The sequence below is a fragment of the Variovorax atrisoli 110B genome (assembly GCF_000382045.1).
GTDB lineage: Bacteria > Pseudomonadota > Gammaproteobacteria > Burkholderiales > Burkholderiaceae_C > Variovorax > Variovorax atrisoli.
This window is the reverse complement of the sequence record NZ_KB907452.1, coordinates 447,623-469,381: the sequence shown is the minus strand read 5'-3', so window position 1 is coordinate 469,381 and position 21,759 is coordinate 447,623. Positions and strand designations below refer to the sequence as shown.

19 protein-coding genes are annotated in these 21,759 nt (G+C 68.4%); 15 read left to right on the top strand and 4 right to left on the bottom strand.

Features of this window, described 5'->3' with window-relative positions:
- From G369_RS0113250 to ygiD, 8 genes are all read left to right on the top strand, one after another.
- Complete coding sequence (locus G369_RS0113250; protein ID WP_019654489.1) at nucleotides 1-1,275, top strand: M20 aminoacylase family protein; 1,275 nt, start codon at nucleotides 1-3, stop codon at nucleotides 1,273-1,275.
- A gap of 31 nt (nucleotides 1,276-1,306) precedes the next feature.
- On the top strand, nucleotides 1,307-2,893 hold the full coding sequence (locus G369_RS0113245) for an ABC transporter substrate-binding protein (RefSeq protein WP_019654488.1): 1,587 nt from the start codon (nucleotides 1,307-1,309) through the stop codon (nucleotides 2,891-2,893).
- Nucleotides 2,894-3,051: 158 nt separating this feature from the next.
- The gene (locus G369_RS0113240) at nucleotides 3,052-3,963 is read left to right on the top strand and encodes an ABC transporter permease (protein ID WP_019654487.1); all 912 of its coding nucleotides are present in this window, start codon (nucleotides 3,052-3,054) and stop codon (nucleotides 3,961-3,963) included.
- 13 nt (nucleotides 3,964-3,976) lie between these two features.
- On the top strand, nucleotides 3,977-5,047 hold the full coding sequence (locus G369_RS0113235; RefSeq protein WP_019654486.1) for an ABC transporter ATP-binding protein: 1,071 nt from the start codon (nucleotides 3,977-3,979) through the stop codon (nucleotides 5,045-5,047).
- Nucleotides 5,044-6,078, top strand: coding sequence for an ABC transporter ATP-binding protein (locus G369_RS0113230; protein WP_019654485.1), 1,035 nt, complete (start codon nucleotides 5,044-5,046; stop codon nucleotides 6,076-6,078). The genes G369_RS0113235 and G369_RS0113230 overlap by 4 nt, the downstream gene beginning before the upstream one ends.
- A gap of 161 nt (nucleotides 6,079-6,239) precedes the next feature.
- Nucleotides 6,240-6,419, top strand: a complete 180-nt coding sequence (locus G369_RS0113225; RefSeq protein ID WP_019654484.1) for a DUF3311 domain-containing protein — start codon at nucleotides 6,240-6,242, stop codon at nucleotides 6,417-6,419.
- On the top strand, nucleotides 6,419-7,924 hold the full coding sequence (mctP, locus tag G369_RS0113220) for a monocarboxylate uptake permease MctP (RefSeq protein ID WP_020723063.1): 1,506 nt from the start codon (nucleotides 6,419-6,421) through the stop codon (nucleotides 7,922-7,924). The genes G369_RS0113225 and mctP overlap by 1 nt, the downstream gene beginning before the upstream one ends.
- Nucleotides 7,925-8,001: 77 nt before the next feature.
- Nucleotides 8,002-8,907 (top strand): 4,5-DOPA-extradiol-dioxygenase, encoded by a 906-nt coding sequence (ygiD, locus tag G369_RS0113215; RefSeq protein WP_019654482.1) that lies wholly within the window; start codon nucleotides 8,002-8,004, stop codon nucleotides 8,905-8,907.
- 34 nt (nucleotides 8,908-8,941) lie between these two features.
- Here ygiD and zwf read toward each other — a convergent pair whose 3' ends face one another.
- A complete protein-coding gene (zwf, locus tag G369_RS0113210) occupies nucleotides 8,942-10,414 on the bottom strand; it encodes a glucose-6-phosphate dehydrogenase (RefSeq protein WP_019654481.1) in 1,473 nt (490 codons plus the stop codon).
- Between the two features lie 167 nt (nucleotides 10,415-10,581).
- Between zwf and G369_RS0113205 the strand changes: the two genes are divergently transcribed.
- From G369_RS0113205 to G369_RS0113190, 4 genes are read left to right on the top strand one after another with little or no spacing between them, the layout of a single operon-like run.
- A complete protein-coding gene (locus G369_RS0113205; RefSeq protein WP_019654480.1) occupies nucleotides 10,582-11,598 on the top strand; it encodes an ABC transporter substrate-binding protein in 1,017 nt (338 codons plus the stop codon).
- Nucleotides 11,599-13,851, top strand: coding sequence for an ABC transporter permease (locus G369_RS0113200; RefSeq protein WP_019654479.1), 2,253 nt, complete (start codon nucleotides 11,599-11,601; stop codon nucleotides 13,849-13,851). It abuts the gene before it with no gap.
- 40 nt (nucleotides 13,852-13,891) lie between these two features.
- Nucleotides 13,892-14,944: an ABC transporter ATP-binding protein gene (locus G369_RS0113195; protein WP_019654478.1), complete on the top strand. Its 1,053-nt coding sequence runs from the start codon at nucleotides 13,892-13,894 to the stop codon at nucleotides 14,942-14,944.
- 12 nt (nucleotides 14,945-14,956) lie between these two features.
- The gene (locus G369_RS0113190) at nucleotides 14,957-15,619 is read left to right on the top strand and encodes an HAD family hydrolase (RefSeq protein WP_019654477.1); all 663 of its coding nucleotides are present in this window, start codon (nucleotides 14,957-14,959) and stop codon (nucleotides 15,617-15,619) included.
- Here the strand turns inward: G369_RS0113190 and G369_RS0113185 are convergent.
- Complete coding sequence (locus G369_RS0113185; RefSeq protein ID WP_019654476.1) at nucleotides 15,565-16,227, bottom strand: lipocalin family protein; 663 nt, start codon at nucleotides 16,225-16,227, stop codon at nucleotides 15,565-15,567. The genes G369_RS0113190 and G369_RS0113185 overlap by 55 nt on opposite strands.
- Before the next feature lie 268 nt (nucleotides 16,228-16,495).
- On the opposite strand from G369_RS0113185, the gene tal reads away from it, so the two are divergent.
- The 3 genes from tal to G369_RS0113170 all read left to right on the top strand — a co-directional run bounded on the left by tal (nucleotide 16,496) and on the right by G369_RS0113170 (nucleotide 19,480).
- Nucleotides 16,496-17,449, top strand: a complete 954-nt coding sequence (gene tal, locus G369_RS0113180) for a transaldolase (protein ID WP_019654475.1) — start codon at nucleotides 16,496-16,498, stop codon at nucleotides 17,447-17,449.
- A gap of 2 nt (nucleotides 17,450-17,451) precedes the next feature.
- Nucleotides 17,452-19,005, top strand: coding sequence for a glucose-6-phosphate isomerase (gene pgi, locus G369_RS0113175; RefSeq protein ID WP_026346351.1), 1,554 nt, complete (start codon nucleotides 17,452-17,454; stop codon nucleotides 19,003-19,005).
- A 142-nt stretch (nucleotides 19,006-19,147) separates the two neighbouring features.
- Entirely contained in the window at nucleotides 19,148-19,480 is a 333-nt protein-coding gene (locus G369_RS0113170; protein ID WP_019654473.1) for a DUF805 domain-containing protein, read from the top strand.
- Between the two features lie 72 nt (nucleotides 19,481-19,552).
- Here G369_RS0113170 and G369_RS0113165 read toward each other — a convergent pair whose 3' ends face one another.
- Together G369_RS0113165 and G369_RS0113160 are read right to left on the bottom strand one after the other, a co-directional pair.
- Nucleotides 19,553-20,620 carry a 4-hydroxythreonine-4-phosphate dehydrogenase PdxA gene (locus tag G369_RS0113165; RefSeq protein WP_019654472.1) on the bottom strand — a complete coding sequence of 356 codons (1,068 nt, stop codon included), beginning with the start codon at nucleotides 20,618-20,620 and terminating at the stop codon, nucleotides 19,553-19,555.
- A gap of 65 nt (nucleotides 20,621-20,685) precedes the next feature.
- A complete protein-coding gene (locus G369_RS0113160) occupies nucleotides 20,686-21,690 on the bottom strand; it encodes a Bug family tripartite tricarboxylate transporter substrate binding protein (protein ID WP_020723061.1) in 1,005 nt (334 codons plus the stop codon).
- Nucleotides 21,691-21,759 lie beyond the last annotated feature (69 nt).

Here is a 21,759-nt window from a genome sequence, read left to right as displayed (position 1 = left end):
ATGACGACTGCGGGAACGACGGCAGCTCCGCGACTGACGGCCTCCGGCCGCGCGTTCGCCCACATCGCCAGCTTCTACCCCGAGATCGAGGCTTTCCGCCGCGACCTGCACGCCCATCCCGAGCTCGGCTTCGAGGAGGTGTACACGTCCGGGCGCGTGCGCGAGGCGCTGCGTGCCTGCGGCGTCGACGAGATCCACGACGGCATCGGCAAGACCGGTGTGGTCGGCGTGATCCGCGGCCGCTCGACGGCCAGCGGCCGGATGATCGGCCTGCGCGCCGACATGGACGCGCTGCCCATGCGCGAGGACAACGACTTCGCCTGGCGCTCTGCCTGCGACGGCCTGATGCACGGCTGCGGCCACGACGGCCACACCGCGATGCTCGTCGGCGCCGCGCGCTACCTGGCCGAGACGCGCAACTTCGATGGCACCGCGGTGCTCATCTTCCAGCCCGGCGAGGAAGGCTTCGCCGGCGCGCGCGTGATGATCGAGGACGGCCTGTTCGACCGCTTCCCGGTCGACGCCGTCTACGCGATGCACAACTGGCCCGCCATGCCGGCCGGCACGGTGGGCATCAACCGCGGCGCGATGATGGCCGCGGCCGACCGCATCACCATCGAGATCAAGGGCAAGGGCGGCCACGGCGCGCACGCCTACCAGACCATCGACCCGGTGATCGTCGCGGCGCACATCATCACCGCGGCCCAAACCATCGTGTCGCGCAATGTGCGCCCCATCGACGCGGCCGTCATCAGCATCTGCGCGATGCAGGCCGGCGACCTCGGCGCGATGAGCGTGGTGCCCGGCGAGGCGACGCTGGTCGGCACCGTGCGCACCTTCAGCTCGCGCGTGCAGGCGCAGGTCGAGCAGCGCCTGAACGAGCTGTGCGCGGCCATCGCCTCCGGCTTCGGCGCAACGGCCACCGTCAAGTACGAGCGCATCTACCCGGCCACCATCAACACCGCGCCCGAGGCCATGTTCGCGGCCGACGTGGCCGAGTCGCTGGTCGGCGCGCGCAACGTCGAGCGCAGCATGGAGCCCAGCATGGGCGCGGAAGACTTCTCCTTCATGCTGCAGAAGAAGGCCGGCGCCTATCTTCGCATCGGCCAGAACGTGCGCGACGGCGCGTATCTGCACAACAGCCGCTATGACTTCAACGACGAGATCCTGCCGCTGGGCGCCGCGCTGCATGCCGGCCTGATCGAGCAGGGCATGCCGCTTGCCGCTACCCGCGGCGCGCAGCCAGGGAAAGCAGCCGCCACCGCGGCGACGTGATTTGTTTGATTCCAACCCGAGGAGTGTTCCCATGAGTTTCAAGAAGAATGTGGCTGCGGCCGCCGTTTTGTGCGCCCTGAGCGCCTTCAGCATGGTCGCCGGTGCGCAGACCATCCGCATCGCGAACCAGGGGGACGCGCTATCGCTGGACCCGCACTCGCTCAACGAGTCGCTGCAGCTGAGCACCACCGCCAACGTCTATGAAACTCTGGTCGGACGCAACAAGGACCTGAGCGTCGCGCCGCTGCTGGCCACCAGCTGGAAGCAGACCTCGCCCACGGTGTGGCGCTTCGAGCTGCGCAAGAACGTGCAGTTCCACGATGGCACGCCGTTCACGGCAGACGACGTTCTCTTCAGCTTCGCGCGCGCCTCGGGCGACGGCTCGGACATGAAGTCGAACACCACCGACATCAAGGAAGTGCGCAAGGTCGACTCGCACACCATCGAGATCGAGACCAAGGGGCCGTTCCCCATCCTTCCCGACGTCATCACGCAGCTCATGATCATGAGCAAGAAGTGGTGTGAAGAAAACAAGGCCGTCACACCCGTGGACCGCCGCAAGGGCATCGAGAACACCGCCTCGTTCAAGGCCAACGGCACCGGTCCGTACCGCGTGCGCGAACGCCAGCCGAACGTGCGCACCGTGTTCACGCGCAACCCGACCTACTGGGGCAAGATCGAAGGCAACGCGCAGGAAATCATCTTCACGCCGATCGCCAACCCGGCCACCCGCGTCGCGGCGCTGCTCTCGGGCGAGGTCGACGTGATGGAGCCCGTGCCGGTGCAGGACATCGCACGCGTCAATGCCAGCCCGAACGCCCGCGTCATCGCCGGCCCCGAGCTGCGCACCATCTTCCTGGGAATGGACCAGAAGCGCGACGAACTGCTCTACTCCAGCGTGAAGGGCAAGAACCCGTTCAAGGACAAGCGCGTGCGCCAGGCCTTCTACCAGGCCATCGACATCGTGGGCATCCAGCGCACCGTGATGCGCGGCGCCTCGCGCCCGACCGGCCTGATGGTCGGCCCCGGCATCAACGGCTGGACCGAAGCCCAGGACAAGCGCCTGCCGCTGGACGTCGAAGGCGCCAAGAAGCTGCTGGCCGACGCCGGCTACCCGAATGGCTTCGAAGTCACCATGAACTGCCCGAACGACCGCTACGTCAACGACGGCCAGATCTGCCAGAGCGTGGCGTCGAACCTCGCGAAGATCGGCGTCAAGATCAACCTCGCGGCCGAGACCAAGGGCACCTACTTCCCGAAGGTGCTGCGCCGCGACACCAGCTTCTACATGCTGGGCTGGACCCCGACCACCTACGATTCGCACAACGCGCTGACCGCGCTGATGGCCTGCCCCGACGACAAGACCGGAGCCGGCCAGTTCAACCTGGGCGCGTACTGCAATCCGAAGGTCGACGAGCTGACCAAGAAGATCCAGTCGGAAACCGACAAGTCCAAGCGCGACGCGATGATCAAGGAAGCCTTCGACCTTCACACCGCCGACGTGGGCCACCTGCCGCTGCACCAGCAGACGCTGGCCTGGGGTGTGAGCAAGAAGGTGTCGCTCACCCAGATGGCCGACAACTACATGCCGTTCAAGTGGATGAGCATCAAGCCGTAAGACAGCGGGCCGCCCGCACGGCGGCCTGACCATGGGCCCGCTTCTTGCGGGCCCATTCCTTTTTGCTTCGCGATGAAAAATAACCCCCACGCTCCCCTTGCTGCGCAAGGTCCGCTGCCCCCCGAGGGGGCAGCTTTTCATCCTGGGGCGGCCCGGCGATGAAGAAAACACTTGCCCGTTGGCTCGACAGCGATGTCGGCTACAGCTTCCGCACATCGCCCGTGGCCATGGCCGCGGCGCTGATCGCGCTGGTCTGCGTGTTCTGCGCGGTGTTCGCCGGCTGGGTCTCGCCGCACAACCCCTTCGACCTGGCCACTCTGGAACTGGGTGACGCGCGGCTACCGCCCGCATGGAGCGCCGAAGGCTCCTCCAAGTATCTGTTGGGCACCGACGACCAGGGCCGCGACATCCTATCGGCCGTGATCTACGGCGCGCGCATCTCGCTGATCGTCGGCATGGTGTCGGTGGTGCTGTCGGTCGCGGTCGGCGTGGTGCTGGGCCTGCTGGCCGGCTTCTTCGGCGGCTGGCTCGACTCCTTCCTCATGCGCGTATGCGACGTGATGCTGTCGTTCCCGCCGATCCTGGTGGCGCTGTTGATCGCGGGCGTCGGACGCGCGCTCTTTCCGGGGGCGCACGAGTCGCTCGCCTTCGGCGTGCTGATCATCTCCATCTCGCTGACCGGCTGGGTGCAGTACGCGCGCACGGTGCGCGGCTCCACGCTGGTGGAGCGCAGCAAGGAGTACGTGCAGGCCGCGCGCGTCACCGGCGTGGCGCCGCTGCGTATCATGCTGCGCCACGTGCTGCCCAACGTGCTGGGGCCGGTGACGGTGCTCGCCACGATCCAGGTGGCGACGGCCATCATCACCGAGGCCACGCTGTCGTTCCTCGGCGTCGGCGTGCCGCCCACTTCGCCTTCGCTGGGCACGCTCATCAGCATCGGCAACCAGTACCTGTTCTCGGGCGAATGGTGGATCACCGTGTTCCCCGGCCTGATGCTGGTGCTGATCGCGCTCAGCGTGAACCTGCTGGGCGACTGGCTGCGCGACGCATTGAACCCCCGCCTGCGATGAGAGAGGTAGCGCCATGAGCCTGTTGCAAGTCAAAGACCTCGTCGTCGAATTTCCCCACCGCCGCGGCACGCTGCGCGCGCTGGACCGCATTTCCTTCGACATCGCGCCCGGGGAGATCCTGGGCGTGGTGGGCGAATCGGGCGCCGGCAAGTCGCTCACCGGCGCGGCCATCATCGGCCTGCTGGAGCCGCCTGGCCGCGTGGCCGGCGGCGAGATCCTGCTGGAGGGCCAGCGCATCGACAACCTCGGCTTCGAGGCGATGCGGCCCATCCGCGGGCGCAAGATCGGCGCGATCTTCCAGGACCCGCTGACCTCGCTGAACCCGCTCTACACCGTGGGCCGCCAGCTGGTGGAAACCATCCGCGCCCACCTGCCGGTGAGCGAGGCCGAGGCGCGCAAGCGGGCCATCAGCCTGCTGCAGGACACAGGTATTCCGGCGGCCGAGCAGCGCATCGACCACTTCCCGCACCAGTTCTCCGGCGGCATGCGCCAGCGCGTGGTGATCGCGCTCGCGCTCGCGGCCGAGCCCAAGCTCATCGTGGCCGACGAGCCGACCACCGCGCTCGACGTGTCGATCCAGGCGCAGATCATCCAGCTGCTCAAGCAGGTCTGCAAGGAACGCGGCGCGGCGGTGATGCTGATCACGCACGACATGGGCGTGATCGCCGAGACCTGCGACCGCGTGGCGGTGATGTACGCCGGGCGCATCGCCGAGATCGGCCCGGTGCACGAGGTGATCCACCAGCCCGCGCATCCCTACACCTCGGGCCTGATGGGCTCGATCCCCGACATGACCAGCGACCGCGAGCGCCTCAACCAGATCGACGGTGCGATGCCGCGGCTCAATGCCATCCCGGCCGGCTGTGCCTACAACCCGCGCTGCCCGCGCACCTTCGCGCGCTGCCTGGTCGAGCGCCCCGAGCTCATGCATGCCGGCGCCACGCGCGCCGCCTGCTGGCTGCACGACGCGGCCGACCCGCACGTGGGCCAGGCCGAGATCGCCGCGAGGCACCATGAAGCGATGGCGGCCGGCGAGCGCGCCACGCCCGAGGCTGCCGAGAGCATCGTGGAGGTGACGCGATGAACGCCGTTGCAAGCACCGTGGCAAGCACCCCGGCGAATGGCGAGCCGCTCGTCGTCGCCCACGACCTCGCGCGCACCTTCGACGTCTCGCCGCCCTGGCTCAACCGCGTGCTCGAGCGCAAGCCGCGCGTGCTGCTGCATGCGGTGGACGGCGTGAGCTTTTCCATCGAGCGCGGCAAGACGCTGGCGCTGGTGGGCGAATCGGGCTGCGGCAAGAGCACCGTGGCGCGGCTGCTGGTGGGGCTCTACGCACCCACGCGCGGCGGCCTGAAGTTCGACGGGCAGGATGCGCACGCCGCCTTCAAGACCGCCGAAGGCCGCAAGCTGCGCCGCCGCATCCAGATGATCTTCCAGGACCCCTACGCGAGCCTCAACCCGCGCTGGATCGTGGAGGACATCATCGGCGAGCCGCTGCGCGAGCACGACATCCTCAGCGACAAGGCCGCGCTGCGCGAGCGCGTGGGCGAGCTGCTGAAGTCGGTGGGCCTGTCGCCGCTGGACATGAGCAAGTACCCGCACCAGTTCTCCGGCGGCCAGCGCCAGCGCATCTCCATCGCGCGCGCCCTTGCCACGCAGCCCGAGTTCCTGGTCTGCGACGAGCCCACTTCCGCGCTCGACGTGAGCGTGCAGGCGCAGGTGCTCAACATCATGAAGGACCTGCAGCGCGAGCAGGGCCTGACCTATCTCTTCATCTCGCACAACCTCGCCGTGGTGCGGCACGTGGCCGACCAGGTCGGCGTGATGTACCTGGGCCGGCTGGTCGAGGTGGCGGACAAGCAGGACCTGTTCTCGGCGCCGCGCCATCCGTACACGCGCATGCTGCTGGACGCCATCCCGCAGATGAAGCAGACCGGCCGCTCGCGCACCCCGGTGCAGGGAGAGGTGCCGAATCCGCTGAACCCGCCGGCGGGCTGCGCCTTCCATCCGCGCTGCCCGCATGCGAATGCGCGCTGCTCGGCGGAGCGGCCGAAGCTGTCGAGCATCGGTGGCGTGCAGGTGGCCTGCCACGCGGTGGAAGAAGGGCGCATCTAGCGTCTGTAGCGAAGGGCAGGGATCGGCAGGGAGGCGGCACAGGGAAGGGAGAGGAGAGGGACTGGCGACGCGCGCAATTCCGGGGTCGGCGCCGCGTGTTCGGCTTTAGGTCTATAAGCCTTGGTGTGCTTTCGTAAAAATCACACCAAGGAGAACAGCACATGCAGGCCCTGCTCCTGTTGCCCTTCGTCGGGCTTCTCTGGCTGCCGTTCTACAACAGCCCCTTGCCGGCGCTGTTCGGCTTCCCCTTCTTCTACTGGTACCAGCTGCTGTGGGTTCCCGTCACGGCACTGCTGATCTGGATCGTGTACCGCAGCGGGTATGACGCAGGAGACGAATGATGGACGGCCAGATCAACTGGACCGCGCTCTCGGTCTTCGTCTTCTTTTTCGTGCTGGTCACGGTGATGGGCTTCGCGGCCTCGCGATGGCAGAGCGGCGGCGCGACCCACAAGGGCGCCCATCTGGATGAATGGGGCCTGGGCGGGCGCAACTTCGGCACCTGGATCACCTGGTTCCTGGTGGGCGGCGACTTCTACACCGCCTACACCGTCATCGCGGTGCCCGCGCTGGTGTACGCCGTGGGCGCCTATGGGTTCTTCGCGCTGCCGTACACCATCCTCGTCTACCCGATCGTCTTCATCATCATGCCGAAGCTCTGGCATGCCGCTCACAAGGCCGGGCACGTCACGGCCGCCGACGTGGTGTACGGGCGCTACGGCTCACGGGCCCTGGAGCTGGCCATCGCGGTGACCGGCGTGGTCGCGACCATGCCGTACATCGCGCTGCAGCTGGTGGGCATGGAGGTGGTCATCAAGGCGCTGGGCCTCACGGGCGAGCTTCCGCTGGCGGCCGCCTTCGTGATCCTCGCCCTCTACACCTACTCGGCGGGCCTGCGGGCGCCGGCGCTCATCGCCTTCGTCAAGGACCTGATGATCTACATCGTGGTGCTGGTGGCGGTTGTGCTGGTGCCCATGAAGCTCGGCGGCTACGGCCACGTGTTCCAGGTGGCCGGCGATGCCTTCGCGGCCAAGGGCGGCGCCACCGGGCTCACGCTCAAGCCGGCCCAGTACCTGCCGTATGCGAGCCTGGCGCTGGGCTCGGCGCTGGCGGCCTTCATGTACCCGCACACGCTGACCGGCATCTTCGCGGCGAAGAGCGCCAACACCATCCGCAAGAACGCCGTCTTCCTGCCGGCCTACACGGTGCTGCTGGGGCTGATCGCGCTGCTGGGCTACATGGCCTATGCGGCGCATCTCTCGGTGAAGAGCAACAACGACGTGGTGCCGGCGCTCTTCAACGCGCTGTTCCCGTCGTGGTTCGCGGGCTTCGCGTTCGCGGCCATCGCCATCGGCGCTCTGGTGCCGGCGGCCGTGATGTCGATCGGCGCGGCCAACCTGTTCACGCGCAATTTCTGGAAGGCCTACGTGCGGCCCGATGTCACCCCGGCGGGCGAGGCCAAGGTGGCGAAGATCGTGTCGCTGGTGGTCAAGCTGGGGGCGCTGGTGTTCATCCTGTTCCTGCCCACGCAGTTCGCGCTCGACCTGCAGCTGCTGGGCGGCCTGTGGATCCTGCAGACCTTCCCGGCGGTGGTGTTCGGGCTGTTCTTCGGCTGGTTCCGCGCGCCGGCGCTCCTGGCCGGCTGGGCCGTAGGGTTGGCCGGCGGCAGCTGGCTGGCGTTCTCGGACGGCATCAAGCCCGTGCACACCTTCGTGATCGGCGGGGACAGCTACACGCTCTACACCGGGCTGGCGGCGCTCGTGCTCAACATCGTCGTCGCGGTGGTGGTGCAGCTGGTGGTCAAGGGCGCACCGCTGCGCGAAGCGCCCGTGCTGGCCGGAAAGTAGCGGCAGCCGCCGGTCGCTTTCGAGAAAGTGTGCGCAAAGGCACTGCCTTGCGCCGAAAACTGTTGCAGAGTGCCGGCATGCCACTGACGACTCTTGCGACCCCCGAACCTGGCCGCCGCGGCTTCCTGATGGGCACCGCGCTCGGCGCGACCGCGGTGCTGGCCTCGCTGGCCTGCAGCGTGCAGGCCGCGGGATCGCCCACGCGGCGCATGCCGGTGATCTTCATCGGCCATGGCTCGCCGATGAACGCCATCACCGACAACGGCTTCACGCGCCGGCTGGCGGCGTGGGGCAGGGAGCTGCCGCGGCCGTCGGCGATTCTCAGCGTCTCGGCGCACTGGCTGAGCCGCGGCGCCACCGGTGTCGGAATCCAGGAGCGGCCGAAGACGATCCACGACTTCGGCGGCTTCCCGCAGGCGCTGTTCGATGTCGAATACCCGGCGCCGGGCCACCCGGCATTCGCCCGCGAGACCGTGGGTGCGGTGAAGCAGACGCCGGTGATCGCCACCGACCAGTGGGGCCTTGACCACGGCACATGGACGGTGCTGAAGCACCTCTACCCCAAGGCCGACATCCCGGTGTTCCAGCTCAGCATCGACTACGACAAGCCGGCCGCCTTCCATTACGCGGTGGGGCGAGACCTGGCCGCGCTGCGCGAAAAGGGCGTGCTGGTGATGGGCAGCGGCAACGTGGTCCACAACCTGCGCGCCACCGACCGTGGCGTGCCGGACGGCCCGAGCGCCAGCCGGCCGTGGGCGCAGTCCTTCGACGATGCGGTGAAGTCGGCGCTGGCGGGCCGCGACGACCGGGCGCTGGTCGACTACGCGAAGCTGGAAGGCGCGGCCACCGCGGTGGCGACGCCCGATCACTACTACCCCTTCCTCTACGCGCTGGGCGCCGCCGGCAGCAGCGAGCGCGCGAAGACGGTCTACGAAGGATTCCAGTCGGGCACGCTCAGCATGCGTTGCCTGCAGTTCGGCTGAGCGGCCTGGGAGCGTGTGAGGCAGGGCGGAGGGGTTACTGCTCCTCGCCCCAGGAGAAGCCGTCGCGCGCGATCATCGCGCTCGATGCGCTCGGGCCCCAGGTGCCGGCCGCATAGGGGCGCGGGCCGCCGTCCGATTCCCAGCTGTCGATCAGCGGCTCGACCCAGCGCCATGCCTCTTCCTGCTCGTCGCTGCGCACGAACAGGTTGAGGCGGCCGTCGATCACATCCAGCAGCAGCCGCTCGTAGGCGCCCACGCGCTCGGAGCCGAAGCGCTTGTCGAAGTCGAGGTCGAGCTGCACCGGCGCCAGCTGGGCGGCAGAGCTCTGGTTGCCGTTGCTGCGCTGGCGGTTGTCCTGCGCCTGCGCGAGCATGTGCAGCTCCAGCCCGTCCTTGGGCTGCAGGTTGATCACCAGCTTGTTGACGTTGCCGGCCGGCGCGCGGTAGATGGCGTGCGGCGTGGGCCGGAAGTTGACCTCGATGCGCGCGTCGCGCGAGGCCAGGCGCTTGCCGGTGCGGATGTAGAAGGGCACGCCGGCCCAGCGCCAGTTGGCGATCTCGGTGCGCAGCGCCACGAAGGTCTCGGTGCGGCTGTCGGGGTTCACGCCCGGCTCGTCGCGGTAGCCCTGCACCCGCTCGCCGTAGGCCGTGCCGGCGGTGTACTGGCCGCGCACCGCGTGCAGGCCCAGGCTCTCGGGCGTCCAGGGCTTCAGCGCACGCAGCACCTTGAGCTTCTCGTCGCGGATGGCGTCGGCGTGCGAGTTGATGGGCGGCTCCATGCCGATCGCGCACAGCAGCTGCAGCGCGTGGTTCTGCACCATGTCGCGCAGCGCCCCGGTCTGGTCGTAGAAGGCGCCGCGCTTTTCCACGCCCAGGTCTTCCGCGATGGTGATCTGGATGTTGGCGATGTGCTCGCGGCGCCAGATGGGCTCGAACAGCGCATTGCCGAAGCGCATGGCGAAGAGGTTCTGCACCGAGGGCTTGCCGAGGTAGTGGTCGATGCGGAAGACCTGCTTCTCCTCGAGCACCTTGCCCACGGCGGAATTGATGGCGCGGTTGGAGGCCAGGTCGTGGCCCAGGGGCTTCTCCAGCACGATGCGGGTGCGCGGGCCGTTCAGGCCGGCCGCGGCGATCTGCTCGACCACCTGGGTGAAGAGCGCCGGGGCGGTGGCCACGTACATCACGACCGTCTTGGCATCGCGCTGCTTGAGCAGGTCGGCCAGGCGGGCGTAGTCGTCGGGCTTGGAGAGGTCCATGCGCAGGTAGTGCAGCATGGAGGCGAACTTCTTGAACTCCTCGGGCGAGGGCCGCTTGGCGCCTTCGACGGCGCTGAAGCGCGACTGGATCAGCTCCCGGTACTGGTCGTCCGACAGGTCGTCCCGCGCCACGCCGACGATGCGCCCGTCGGGAGGCAGGCTGCCGTGCCGGAAGGCCTGGAACAGCGCGGGCATCAGCTTGCGCCACGCGAGATCGCCAGTACCGCCGAACAGAACGAGATCGAAGCTCATGAGAAAACTTTCCTTCCTTGTCTGAATGCCTGGCCAGGCTGCCCTGGTCGCGAAAGCGAATTCGCCAGCCACGATGGTACTTGTACGGATTCGCCAGGCCTGTACTAAAGCTACGCTGTCCGATGGCCGCGAGGCCTTTTTTTATTGCTCAGAGGAAGAGAGACCCGATGAAGAAGAACAAGCTTCTTGCAATGGCAGCGCTGCTGGGCCTGTCGGCTGCGGCTTCGGCGCAGACCGTCAACGTGATCTGCTCGGTGCAGGCCGAATGGTGCAGCGTGATCTCGACGGTATACGCCCGCACCACCGGCGTGCGCATCAACATGGCGCTCAAGGGCTCGGGCGAGGCCCTGGCCCAGCTGATCGCCGAAAAGGACAACCCCAAGACCGACGTCTGGTTCGGCGGCACCGGCGACCCGCACCTGCAGGCGGCCGAGCAGGGCCTCACGCTCGAATACAAGTCGCCCACGCTGCCTCAGCTGCACCCCTGGGCACAGCAGCAGGCCAAGCAGTCTGGCTACAAGACGGTGGGCATCTACTCGGGCCCGCTGGGCTTCGGCTACAACCCCGAGCTGCTGGCCAAGAAGAAGCTGCCCGTGCCCAAGACCTGGGCCGACCTGCTCAAGCCCGAATACAAGGGCGACATCCAGGTGGCCAATCCGGCCTCCAGCGGCACGGCCTACACCATGATCGCCACGCTGGTGCAGCTCATGGGCGAGGACAAGGCCTTCGAATACCTCAAGGCCCTGCACAAGAACGTCGGCCAGTACACCCGCTCGGGCACCGGCCCGATCAAGGCGGTGGCGCGCGGCGAGACGGCCGTGTCGATCAGCTTCGTGCACGACGGCCCGGGCGAGAAGATGCAGGGCTTCCCGGTCGAGACCATCACTCCGAGCGACGGCACCGGCGCCGAGATCGGCTCCATGAGCATCGTCAAGGGCGCGCGCAACCTCGACGCGGCCAAGAAGTTCTATGAGTGGGCCCTGACGCCCGCCGCGCAGGAGCTGGGCGCCGCCAACAAGCAGTTCCAGCTGCCGAGCAACGTGAACGCCAAGCTCGATCCGCGCATTCCCGACTTCAAGAAGATCAAGTTCATCAACTACGACTACGCCAAGTACGGCGCCAGCGCGGAGCGGCGCCGGCTGATCGCGCGCTGGGAGAAAGACGTCAACTCGCTGCCCCGGTAAGTGGAAGCGCGTGCTATCGAAGGCGCGCCGGTCAACCCGGCGTCGCTGGCGGCGGCCCGGCGCTCGCGGCGCTGGGTCTGGGCGTGGGTCGTGCTGGGCCTTGCGGGCTACCTGCTGCTGCCCTGGTATGCGATCCAGGATTCGACCTGGTACGAGGCCGTTCCGCAGGTTTTCGGCCAGGCGGAAGGTGCCAACGGCCTGATGCAGGCGGCCACGCAGGGCCGCAGCTGGCTCTTCGTGGGCCTGGCCGGCCTGCTGCTGTGCGCGGTGGGCGCATGGCTTCCGCCGGGCAGGGCGCAGGGGCGCTGGCTGCTGGCCGGAGGCCTGATCGGCGCGCTCGGGCTTGCGGCGACCGGCTTCACCATCGGCGCGCGCGGCTGGAGCGTGGCCGCGCTCAACGCGCAGTTCGGCGAGCTAGCGGTCAACCAGTTCGGCATCGGCGCGGGCGGCTTCGTGGCGCTCACTGCGCTGGTGCTGCTGGCGGCCTTCGGCATCGCGCGGCTGGGGCTTTTCAAGGGCGACCTGTTCGTGTCCGCCGCGGTGGTCGGCTGCGGCGTGCTGATGGCGCTGTTCATCGCCTACCCGGTGAGCAAGGCGCTGTCGGGCGCGTTCTTCAACGAAGACGGACAGTGGTCGATCGCCGCCTTCGTCGCCCGCGTGTTCACCGAGCGCATCTGGGGGCTGGGCTGTCTCGCGGGCGGCGTGCGCTGCGGCGTGGCCTGGAACACGCTGGTGCTGGCGCTGCTCACGGCGGCGGGCACCACCTTCCTCGGCACGCTGATGGCGCTGATGGCCGAGCGCGGCAGCAAGCGCGGGCAGGGCGCGCTGCGGGTGCTGGCGCTGCTGCCGATCATCACGCCGCCCTTCGTGGTGGGGCTGGGGCTGATCCTGCTCTTCGGCCGTGCGGGCATCGTCAACCAGGTGCTGGAGAGCGTGTTCGGCATCGAGCCCACGCGCTGGTTCTACGGCATGCCCGGCGTGCTGGTGGCGCAGCTCTTCGCCTTCACGCCCATCGCCTTCATGATCATGCGCGGCGTGGTGCAGGGCATCGCGCCCAGCCTGGAGGAGGCCGCGCAGATGCTGCGCGCCGACCGGCGCCGGGCCTTCTTCACCGTCACGCTGCCGCTCCTGAAGCCGGGGCTGGCCAACGCCTTCCTGGTGGGCTTCATCGAGAGCATCGCCGACTTCGGCAACCCGGTGGTGGTGGGCGGGCAGTTCTCGGTGCTGTCGACCGACATCTTCTTCGCCATCGTCGGCGCGCAGTACGACCAGGGCCGCGCGGCCTCGCTGGCCTGGGTGCTCACGCTGTTCGCCCTCGGCGTGTTCGCGCTGCAGCGCGGCCTGCTCGGCAAGCAGAACTACACCACCGTCAGCGGCAAGGGTGACGCCGGCATCCCGATGGCGCTGCCCGACGGCGTGCGCCGGACCATCCTCTGCATCGCCTTGCCCTGGATCGCCTTCACTGCGGTGGTCTACCTCTTCGCCTTCGCGGGCGGCTTCGTGCAGACCTGGGGCCGCGACTACACCTTCACGCTCAACCACTTCAAGACGGCGTTCTCGCTCGAATGGGGACAGTTCGGTCTGGTGTGGGCCGGCACGGCGTGGAACTCGCTGCTCACCACGCTCAAGCTGGCGGGCATCTCGGCGCCCATCACCGCGGCGCTGGGCCTGCTCATCGCGTGGCTGCTGGCGCGCAACGAGTTCAGGGGGCAGGGCCTCTTCGAGTTCGGCGCGCTGCTGGCGTTCGCCATACCGGGCACCGTGCTCGGCGTGAGCTACATCCTGGCCTTCAACGTGCCGCCCTTCGAGCTCACGGGCACGGGGCTCATCATCGTGCTGTGCTTCATGTTCCGGAACCTGCCGGTGGGCGTGCGCGCCGGCACGGCGGCCTTCAAGCAGCTCGACCGCTCGCTCGACGAGGCCTCGCTGATGCTGCGCGCCTCCACCTCGCAGACGCTCTTCAGGGTGGTGCTGCCGCTGCTGAAGCCCGCCCTGGTGGCCGCGCTGGTCTACAGCTTCGTGCGCGCGATGACGACGGTGAGCGCGGTGATCTTCCTGGTCACCGCGGAAAACGAGCTGGCCACCACCTACATCATCGGCCGCGTGGGCAACGGCGACTACGGCATCGCGCTGGCGTACTGCACGGTGCTGATGATCCTGATGTCGCTGGCCATCGCGCTGGTCCAGTGGGTGGTCGGCGAGCGCAGGCTGGGGCGGCGCGGGGCGGGCTCGGCCGTGGTGGTGGCGCAATGAAATTCGGACTTCCGCGTCCGGCAATCGGAAACTCTGACTCATGAGCAACGGCATCGAATTCCGCAACGTCACCAAGCGCTACGGCAGCGACAAGAACGCGCCGCTGGCCGTCAAGGGCATCAGCTTCGAAGTGCCCGAGGGCACGCTCACCACCATCCTCGGCCCCTCGGGCTGCGGCAAGACGACCACGCTGCGCATGATCGCGGGGCTCGAGTCGCCGACCTCGGGATCGATCCTGATGGGCGGGCGCGACGTCACCACGCTGGGGCCGGCCGAGCGCAACGTGAGCATGATGTTCCAGAGCTACGCCCTGTTCCCGCACATGAACGTGATCGAGAACGTGGCCTACGGGCTGCGCATGAGCGGCGTGAGGAAGGAGGAGGCCGCGGCGCGGGCGCGCGAGGCCCTGCGCGGCGTGGGCCTGGTCGGCTTCGACGAGCGGCTGCCCAGCGAGCTGTCCGGCGGCCAGCAGCAGCGGGTGGCGCTTGCGCGCGCGCTGGTGCTGGAGCCCGCGGTGCTGCTCTTCGACGAGCCGCTGTCGAACCTCGACGCCCGGCTGCGCCGCGAGATGCGCGAGGAGATCCGCGCGCTGCAGCAGCGGCTGAGGCTCACGGTGGCCTACGTCACGCACGACCAGAGCGAGGCGCTGGCGGTGAGCGACCAGATCATCGTGATGGACCATGGCGTGATCGCCCAGCGCGGCACGCCAGAGCAGCTCTACGGCCGTCCCGAGAGCGAATTCGTCGCCGGCTTCATGGGCGAGGCGATGGTGTTCCCGGCGGTGGCCGAGGCCGACGGCAGCGTGGCGCTGGGTCCTTTGCGCCTGCAGCCGCGCTACGCCGTGGCGCCCGGCACGGTGAAGGTGGCGGTACGGCCGGAGGCCTGGCGAATCGGCGGCGCCGAGGCCACGGGCGGCCTGCCCGCCACGCTGCGCAAGTCGGCCTACCTCGGCAGCTTCTACGAATACGGCTTCGACACCAGTCTTGGGCCGGTCTTCGTGGTGTCGACCGACCTGTCCAGCCCGCTGGCGGCCGGCGCCCAGGCCACCCTGTCCCTGGGAGCCCATGGCGTGAGCGTGGTGCCCGGCGCATGAAACAATGGGGCCATGAACGTGGTTTTCGACCTGGGCGCCGTGCTGTTCGCATGGGAGCCCACCCGGCTGGTACAGGCCCATCTCGCCCCACACGCGCCCACTGAAGCCGCCGCGGCGGCCATGGGCCGCGCGCTCTTCCATCACGACGACTGGACCAGCTTCGACTGCGGCACCCGCACGCTGGCCGATTCCATCGCCCGCATGTCGGCACGGCTGGGGCTCCCGGCCGAACCGTTGTTTGCGATGCTCGACGGTCTGGGCGAGCGGCTGGAGCCCATCGGCGTCACCGTCGAGATGCTCGAGCAGCTGATCGCCCACCGCGAGGCGGGGCAGCCGCTGCGGCTGTACTACCTGTCGAACATGCCCTCGCCCTATGCCCGCGCCATCGAGCGCCGGCATGCCTTCATGGGACGTTTCGACGGAGGCGTGTTCTCGGGCGACGTGAAGTTCCTCAAGCCCGAGCGCGAGATCTACGAACTGCTGGCGATGCGCTACGCGCTCGATCCCGAGCAGACCGTCTTCATCGACGATTCGGCTGCCAACGTGGAAGCAGCGCGCGCCTTCGGCTGGCACGCCATCCACTGCACCTCGCCGGCCATGCTGCCCTCGCAGCTGCAGCGTTACCTGCCGGTCAGCGTCACCTTGCCGGTGTCGAACCCCAGGCTGCGGGCGTAGTCCAGCTCGGCCTGCAGAACCGCGTCGTCCAGGCGCGGTGCGCGCGAGAGCACCCACAGGTACTCGCGGTCGGGCGTGCCGACCAGCGAGACTTGGTAGTCGCGGTCCAGCTTCAGGATCCAGTAGTCGCCCCAGACCATCGGCAGCCAGCTCAGCCAGGCGGGGGCGAAGCGCACCTCGAGGCGGCCGGCGCCGGGCTGGCCCGCCACCGGAACCACGCGGGCGGTGCCCGCGGCCTCGTCGAAGTTGCCGTCTTCCCTTACGCAGCGGTTGACCACGCGCACCGTGCCGTCGGGCTGGGGCGTGTACTCGGCGCTCACCGGGCCCGCGCATTGCTTCTGGAAGCGGTTCGGCAGCCGGGCCTGCTCGTGCCAGACACCCGCATAACGCTCCAGGTCGACCGGCGCCACCACCTGCAGCGGCGCGCGCATCAGCGGTGCGCCGTCTGCGGGGCCTGCGAGCTGGGCACGCGCCGTGCGTGCGGCGCCCAGAGCGAACCACGTGGCCACCCCGCCCACGACGAAGGCCGTGGCCATCGCGCCGATCGCGTTGCTGGTGCGGCGGTCGTCGAAGGGCCTGACGTTGGCGGGAGGTCGGCGAGTGGTCATGAGGGCTCCTGAAGGGGAAAGACTTTGCGTCTGCTGAAACTGCTGAAGACATTCGCAGTACGGCAAAGCCTAGCCGCAGGCCGGGTGCCGGGCCGTCAGCCGCGGACCACAGGCGCTGTAGGGCGCCAAGGGGAGAAGAAACCGACAACCCCACTCGGCTCAGGCCGATGGAGCCATGCGGAAACCCGTGCTACGGTGCGCATGAAAACATCGGCCGGCGCGCAATTGCGTGCAGGTCTCGTCACAACCGGCACAGGATAATGATTTCATGAACCAACTCGATGCACTCCGCCAGTGGACCACCGTCGTCGCAGACACCGGTGACTTCAAACAGCTCAGCATTTCCAAGCCGCAGGATGCGACCACCAATCCGTCGCTGATCCTCAAGGCCGTGCAGAAACCCGAGTACCGGCCCCTGCTCGACGCCGCCGTGAAAAAGCATTCCGGCAAGCCGCTCGACGAGGTCATCGACCGCCTGCTGGTGAGCTTCGGCACCGAGATCCTCTCCATCATTCCGGGTCGCGTCTCCACCGAGGTCGACGCCCGCCTGTCCTTCGACACGGCAGCGACCGTCGCACGCGGCGAGCGCATCGTGGCCCTCTACAAGGCCGAAGGCATCGACACCGAGAAGCGCCTGCTCATCAAGGTGGCCTCCACCTGGGAAGGCATCGAGGCCGCGCGCCAGCTGGAGCGCCAGGGCATCCGCACCAACCTGACGCTGCTGTTCTCCTTCGCGCAGGCCGTGGCCTGCGGCGCGGCGGGCGTGCAGCTGATCTCGCCCTTCGTGGGCCGCATCTACGACTGGTACAAGAAGTCCGCCGGCTCCAGCTGGGACGAGGCCGCGAACGCGGGCGCCGACGACCCCGGCGTGAAGTCGGTCCGCCAGATCTACGCGTACTACAAGCAGCACGGCATCAAGACCGAAGTGATGGGCGCGAGCTTCCGCAACGTCGGCCAGATCAAGGCGCTGGCCGGCTGCGACCTGCTGACCATCAGCCCCGAGCTGCTGGCCGAGCTGGCCGCGAGCAACGAGCCGCTGCAGCGCGCGCTCGACCCCAAGTCCACCGGCGCCGACGTCGCCAAGGTCAGCTACGACGAGGCGGGCTTCCGATTCGCGCTGAACGAGGACGCCATGGCCACCGAGAAGCTGGCCGAAGGCATCCGCGCCTTCGCGGCCGACGCCGTGAAGCTCGAGAAGCTCATGCAGGAAAGCGGCGCTTGAAGATGGCCATGACCCTTCGCTGCGACCGCGCGCCCGCCTGGGCGCAATTGCAGGCCGGCTTCGACACCGCGGGCAGGCAGTTCGACCTGCGCCATGCCTTCGTGGATGACGCCGGCCGCTTCGCGCGCTTCAGCCAGGAGGCGCCCCACGTCTTCGCCGACCTGTCGAAGAACCTGATCGACGCGCGCACCGAGGAGCTGCTCTTCAAGCTGGCCCGCGAATGCGGCCTGGAGGCGCACCGCGACGCCATGTTTGCCGGCGAGCACATCAACAACACCGAAGACCGCGCCGTGCTGCACACGCTGCTGCGCGCGCCGGCCGATGCGCCCACGGGCCCCAAGACGGCCAGCGAGCTGCGCGAGGTCCATGCCACGCTCGACGCGATGCTGGCCTATGCTGAGAAGGTGCGCGCCGACCACACGATCACCGACGTGGTCAACATCGGCATCGGCGGCTCCGACCTCGGTCCGCAGATGGCGGTGCTGGCGCTGGCCGAATTCGCCGCGCCGGGCAAGCGCTTCCACTTCGTCTCGAACGTCGACGGCCACGAGCTGGCCGGCGTGCTGAAGGGGCTGGCGCCGGAGCACACGCTGTTCCTCATCGCCTCGAAGACCTTCACCACCGCCGAGACGATGACCAACGCGCAGTCGGCCAGGCGCTGGTACGAGCAATCGGGCGGCACCGACATCGCGGGCCACTTCGCCGCGCTCACCACCAACGTGGAAGCCGCGAAGAAGTTCGGCATCGACACCACCTTCGGCTTCTGGGACTGGGTGGGCGGGCGCTATTCGCTGTGGTCGGCCATCGGGCTGCCGATCGCGCTGGCCATCGGTGCAGACGGCTTCCGCAGGCTGCTCGCCGGCGCGCATGCGATGGACGAGCACTTCCGCACCGCACCGCTGGAGCGCAACCTGCCGGTGCGCCTCGGGCTGCTCGATGTCTGGTACCGCAACTTCCACAAGTTCACGAGCCGCAGCATCGCGCCGTACCACAGCGCCCTGAAGCGCCTGCCGGCCTATCTGCAGCAGCTCGAGATGGAAAGCAACGGCAAGCAGGTGGACGCCGATGGCAAGCCACTGGCCTTCGGCACCTCGCCGGTGCTGTGGGGCGAGCCCGGCACCAACGGCCAGCATGCCTACTTCCAGATGCTGCACCAGGGCACCGACGTGACGCCGCTGGAGTTCGTGGCGGTGCGCGATGCCTCGCACGACCTCGAAGGCCATCATCCGAAGCTTCTGGCCAACGCGCTCGCGCAGGCCCAGGCGCTGATGGTGGGCAAGCTCGACGAGGGCGGCCACAGGAACTTCCCCGGAAACCGGCCGAGCAGCTTCTTCGTGTTCGAGAAGCTCACGCCCGAGGCGCTGGGTGCCTTCCTCGCGATGTACGAGCACCGCGTGTTCACCAGCGGCGCGCTGTGGGGCATCAACAGCTTCGACCAGTGGGGCGTGGAGCTCGGCAAGGTGCTCGCCAAGGACATCGAGCCGCGCCTCGCTTCGGGCGACATCACGGGGCTCGATGCCTCCACCGCGGGCCTGCTGGAGCGGCTGCGAAGCTGATCAGGCACCTGTAGCAAAGGCTTTTCGGAGCCTTTTGTTTTAAGCCGGGCTATGGCCTACGGCTGTATTTGCCGTTGAAAGACGCGTCTATATGATGGCCCGGGGAAATTTCCCTGGGACCAACACAAAGAGGAGTCGATCAATGGATTTTCAAACAGCGGTCAAGACATGTCTGAGCAAGTACGCTGACTTCAGTGGGCGTGCATCGCGCTCGGAGTTCTGGTGGTTCGTGCTCGCGCAGCTGGTCGTTCTCATCGTGGCCAGCCTGATCCATCGCTTCGTGTACGGCATCGCGGCACTCGGGCTGCTGCTGCCGGCGCTGGCCGTCGGCGCGCGCCGCCTGCACGACATCGGCAAGACCGGCTGGCTGCTGCTGCTGGCCCTCATTCCGCTCGTCAACCTCGTGCTGATCTACTTCTACGTGCAGCCGACGCAGCCGGAGTCCAACGCGTACGGCGAACCGCCGGCAGCTTGAGCTTCTTTTCAAGCCAGCAATGAAGGGCCGCGCAGCGGCCCTTTTTCTTTGGTGCGCGGCCTGCGCGATGCCTCAGGCCGTGGCTGCCGACGGTGCCTGCGTCCGCACGGGCGCGCCCGCCGCCATGCGCACGCACAGGTCGAAGGCCTGCTGCAGCCCCTCGATCTTCGCGATGCCCTTGCCCGCGATGTCGAAGGCGCTGCCGCTGGCCGAGGTCGCGACCGGCACCGGCAGGCCGCCGTGCAGCGTCACGCCCTGCTCGAAGCCCATGAGCTTCATCGCGATCTGGCCCTGGTCGTGGTACATCGACACCACCGCATCGACATCGCCGCGCCGCGCGCCGATGAACACCGTGTCGGGCGAGAAGGGGCCGCGCGCATCGAGGCCCTCGGCGCGCAGCCGTTCGATGGCGGGCGCGATGATCTCGATCTCCTCCATGCCGATGGAGCCGCCGTCGCCCGCGTGCGGATTGAGCCCCGTCACCGCGATGCGCGGCTGCGCCACGCCTGCGCGCTGCAGGGCATTGGCGATGATCTTCACCGCGTCGCTCACGCCCTGCACCGTGATGTGCCTGGCCACGTCCTTCAGCGGAATGTGCGAGGTCACGCGCGAAGTCCACAGCGAACCCGTGAGGTTGAATTCGCAGACGAAGCCTTCCACCGCGAAGCGCTCCTGCATGTAGCGCAGCTCGTCCTCGTGCACCAGGCCGCCCAGGCGCAGCGAATGCTTGTTGAGCGGCGCGAAGAGGATGCCCTCGGCCTGCCCGCGCCGAACCGCCAGCGTGGCCAGTTCCAGCGCCTCGAACGAGGCCCGGCCCGAGTGTTCGTTCGACTCGCCCAGCACCGGCTCGCGGCCCTCCATCCAGTCCCTTGCGAGCAGCGTGGGCCGGCCGTCCTCGAAGCGCACTGAGTCGAGGCTGTCCACCCGCAGCGGGTTCAGCCTGTCGCCCGCGATGCGCTCGCCGGACGCGAGCACGGCCGGGTCGGCGATCAGCAGCACGCGCGCAGCGTCGAGGTTGCGCTGCCGCGCGAGCAGCTTCACCGCCATCTCGGGGCCGATGCCGCTCGGGTCGCCGAGCAGCACGGCGATGCGGGGCTTGGCGGAAGTCACGCCTGGAGTCTGGGAGGAGGAAAGGGACATGGTGTCGGTCGGATGCGGTTGAAGGGGAAGGGCAGGGGGAAAGAGTGAAAGAGAGTCCGGCCGCCTCATTCGGCCTTGATGTTGGCGTCGCGCACGAGCTGGCCGTAGTGGTCGAACTCCTGCCGGTTCATCGCCGCGAAGGGTTCGCCAGTCAGCCCGCCGGGCTCGCCGCCCAGGGCCTTGATGCGCGTCTGCACGTCGGCCAGCTTCAGCGTGCGCGAGAGTTCTGCGCTCAGGCGCTCCACCGCAGGGCGCGGCGTGCCGGCGGTGACGTAGAGGCCGTACCAGGTCGACACGTCGGCGCCCTTGATGCCCTGCTCGGCCAGCGTGGGCACGTCGGGCAGCTCGGGCGAGCGCTGCGGCGCGCTCACCGCGAGCGCGCGGAACTTGCCGGCCTTGATCTGGCCCATGGCCGAGGAGGTGCTGTCGAACATCATGTCGACCTCGCCCGCGATGATGTCGACGTGCGCCTGCGAGCTGCCCTTGTAGGGCACGTGGATCGACTTCATGCCGGTGGCCAGGTTGAAGGCCTCGCCGCCCACGTGCTGCGTGCTGCCGATGCCGGAAGAGGCGTACTTGAAGCTGCCGGGCTTCGCGGCCATGGCCGCCACCAGGTCCTTCACCGACCTGTAGGGCGAGCTGGCGGACACGACCAGCACGTTCGGCATCACCGCCACCAGGCCCACGGGCTGCAGGTCTTTCAGCGGGTCGTACTTGAGCTTGAGGATGTGCGGTGCCACCGCCTGCGCCGTGTTGGTGGCCAGCAGCAGCGTGGCGCCGTCGGCCGGCGCGCGGGCGGTGAGCTCGCCCGCGATGGTGTTGGAGGCGCCCGGCCGGTTCTCGACCACCACCGGCTGCTTGAGCGCGGGCGAGAACTTGTCGGCCAGCACCCGCGCCAGGATGTCGGTGCCGCCGCCGGGCGAGGCGCCGACCATGATGCGCATCGGCTTGTCGGGATAGGGCTGTTGCTGCTGCTGTGCGCCGGCCGGCACAGCTGTCAGCACCGCGGCCGCCGCCAGGCCTACCAGCCCTGCCAGTGCTGTCGCATGGGCGAGAAAAGAACGCTTCATCGGGTTTGTCTCCTGCTTGTAGTGGGGCAAGCGTACGGAGCAACGCCCGTGCGATCCAATCGAAAATGG